Here is a 3,016-nt window from a genome sequence, read left to right as displayed (position 1 = left end):
GACAAGACGCACGGCGCGATCACGCAACTCAACAGGATGTGGCTTACCCATAACTGACCCCCATATCTGCCTCAAAAGCATGGAATCACAAGGCAAGCATCATGGGAATCCTGAATCTGATCAGGGGCGACACGCTCTAGACTCTATAGCTCGTCGAAATTGCGCCCGTACTTGATCAACTCCGCAAAGACCGGATCTGGAGTTCACAGTTCGTTGTCTGGGTGATCCAGCGCGTCCATCTCGCGGGTGGTTTTTAGCAGACCTTCGGCACCAACGGCGTGCATGATGCCTCCGCGCCACGCCGGGACGAGATGGGCGAAAACCGACAGCACGTCGATTTCCGCTGTGCGTGGCACAACGGTCTCGCGCAATGCCTTGGCCCCGGCATTGGCCACCGCTCCGATCACCAGCCGTCGGATCTGATCGGTGGGCAGGTTCGATTGCGGCGCGCGGCGTTCATTGATCTTGTGCAGGAGTTCGGCGTCCCGCGTAGGGGCATCGGGGCCGTGGTGGTAGAACCCGCGACCAGTAGCGCGCCCCTGACGGCCCAGTTCCAGAAGAAACCCGGACCAGTTCTGTCCTCCTCCTGCGCGGGGATGGCGGTTGACCACGTCCAGCCCGATCCTGTCGGCCAGTTCATAGGGCGGATGCACCATGCCCCAATCGCGTAGAGCGGCGTCGATGGTGTAGGGGGATTGCCCCAAATCCACCAAAGCATCCGCAGCCCGCCAGAGTGCCTGCAAAAGCCGGTCGTGAATTCCAGTGCCAGCCGTGGTTTGCACGATCGCCATCTTGTTCATGCGCCGCGCAAGCGAAAGGCCAAGGCGGCGGTGATCTTCGGTCGCTTCGGGGCCAAGAATGACTTCGACCAAGCGGGTGGTTGCTGCAGGGGCGGCGAATTGCAGCGACAGGCGGGCATCCACGCCGGGAAGGCAATGTGCGATGACCGTGTCCGCCGGCACAGGAGCACCCCGTTGACCGCGCGTTGCCCTCAGGACGATCTGGGTGTCTTGCAAAAGGTCTTGGGCATCGCCAAACCGCAGTGCCTCAAGGCCGCGTTGCATCCGCTCGTTGGTCAGCCGCCCGGTTTGCACCGCCTGTTGCAGCACATGGCGGACATGACCCACCGCATCGCGCTGCTGGTCGGGATCCTTGATGAACCACCGCACACCCAGCCCAACCTCCAACGCGGCCAGAATGATCTGACCGGCAATCGCGCTGCCGCCCAGAACACCGATTGTCGATATGTCTGGAAGATCATTGCGGCGCACCTGTGCGGCGACCTTCTGTTCAGCGTGGAACAGATGCGACAGCGCCTTGGATTGTTCCGTATCTGCGCAGTCCTCGGCAGCGGCCTCTTCAAAGGCCAGTCCGGCGTCAATGGGCAAGAGCATCGCGGCTTCGACGGCGGCGAGGATTTTCCTTGGGGCCACCTCTGGCGAAGCGTCGACGCCGGTGCGGGCACGATTGAGGCCTGCCTGATACCCGGCTGCGTCGGCAAAACCTGTACGCAGGTCTGCTGTGGGTCTGGGGCCTGCGCCCTTGGCGTGCAGGTCATCAACAAAGCGTTGGATCACGTCATCCGTTGCGTCGTCGAAAAATGCGTCGGCGAGCGAGGCGTATTTTTCGCCTGTGATGGGTACGAGAGCGCCGCCGATCAGCAGGTCGAGCGTGGCGTCGGCACCGATCAGCCGGGGCAGGCGTTGCGTGGCCCCCGCGCTGGGTACAAGCCCAAGACGCGCATTGGGAAAACCGATGCGGGTCTGGCGATGTACGAGCCGGTAATGCGCCGCAAGCGCCAGTTCGACGCCGCCCCCCACCACTGCGCCCGTCAGCACTGCGATCACGGGTTTCGGACAAAGTTCGATCTGACGGCAGACATCGGACAGAAGATTTTTCCGGTCATCGCCGCCACCGCGCGGCACGGTGATGCCGGAGGGAAAGACAGCGCCTTTGCCCCGCAGAATGATAATATGTGTTCCCGGGTCAGCGCTCAGGCGCGTCAGCGCATCATTGATGGCTGCAAGCATCGCCACGGTCAGCCGTGACGATGGACCGGGCGTCAGCGCAATTTGCGCAACACCCTCCGTGACGGTGATCTCGGTCTCAGTGCCCATCTGCTGCTCCGATGGCCTCGGGTCGGCATGTTTGCCTGTTCTTTGCAGAGTATTAGAGGCCAAACGGGGCGTTCTGGCAAGAATCCCGCTTTATTCGGCGCGATTGTGCATCATTCGCGCGACATCGAGCATACGGGCGGAGAACCCCCATTCGTTGTCATACCAGCCGAAAATGCGGATTTGGTCGCCGGTTTCCATGGTCTCGTTTGGTGCAATCACCAGCGACTCCGTCCGCGCACGGAGGTCAACGGACACGCAGGGGTCTTCGACCAGCCCGATCACCGGGTTCGCTTCGGCCAATTCGCGCAGGGCGTTGGCCGGATCTTTTGGTGGGGTGCTCAGGCGGACGACAAGATCCACCGCAGATACGCTGATTGCAGGCACACGCACGGCGGCCCCGGTCACGCGCCCGGCCAGATCGGGCAGCACGCGGTCGATCAGCTTGGCGGCGCTTGTTGTGGTGGGGACCATGCTCACGGCACCAGCGCGGTTGCGGGCAAGGTCGGGGCCACGTGGGGCGTCCACCATCGGCTGGCTGCCAGTATAGCAATGAATCGTGGTCATGTGGCCTTGGATCAGGCCAAAACGCGTGTCCAGATCGCGTAGCAGCGGGGCCAGCGCGTTGGTGGTGCAGGAGGCGTTCGAGACGATCCGGTGATCCGCGATCTGTTCGTCATTTGCCCCTTTGACGATGGTGATGTCGGCAATGTCGGAGGGCCCAGAGATCAAAACCGCCCGCGCGCCCGCCGTCAATGCGTCCTCGACCGTCGCGCGGTCCTTGGTGGCGCCGGTGCAGTCGAGCAGCAGATCAACGCCTGTCAAGGGCAGATCCGCCATCTTGCCCCCGGTGAGCAGCGGGATGGATCGTTCCCCAGCGTGCAGGCGTCCGCATTCCAGCG

General features: G+C 62.8%; 2 protein-coding genes. Both read right to left on the bottom strand.

Annotation, left to right across the window (positions count from 1 at the left end; genetic code table 11):
* Positions 1–203: 203 nt before the first annotated feature.
* The gene (locus tag JJ869_RS22990) at positions 204–2,117 is read right to left on the bottom strand and encodes an enoyl-CoA hydratase-related protein (protein WP_292271222.1); all 1,914 of its coding nucleotides are present in this window, start codon (positions 2,115–2,117) and stop codon (positions 204–206) included.
* Positions 2,118–2,207: 90 nt separating this feature from the next.
* A partial coding sequence (locus JJ869_RS22985) for an aldehyde dehydrogenase (protein WP_292271220.1) occupies positions 2,208–3,016 on the bottom strand: 809 nt, incomplete at its 5' end.

Source organism: Marivita sp. (genome assembly GCF_017643905.1).
Taxonomy (GTDB): domain Bacteria; phylum Pseudomonadota; class Alphaproteobacteria; order Rhodobacterales; family Rhodobacteraceae; genus Marivita.
The sequence above is the reverse complement of the archived record's forward strand: the minus strand, read 5'-3'. Positions and strand labels throughout refer to the sequence as shown.

What these genes read in the sequence shown, in the direction of transcription:
- JJ869_RS22990 (WP_292271222.1), bottom strand. Translation starts at nt 2,117, where the DNA reads ATGGGCACTGAGACCGAGATCACCGTCACGGAGGGTGTTGCGCAAATT.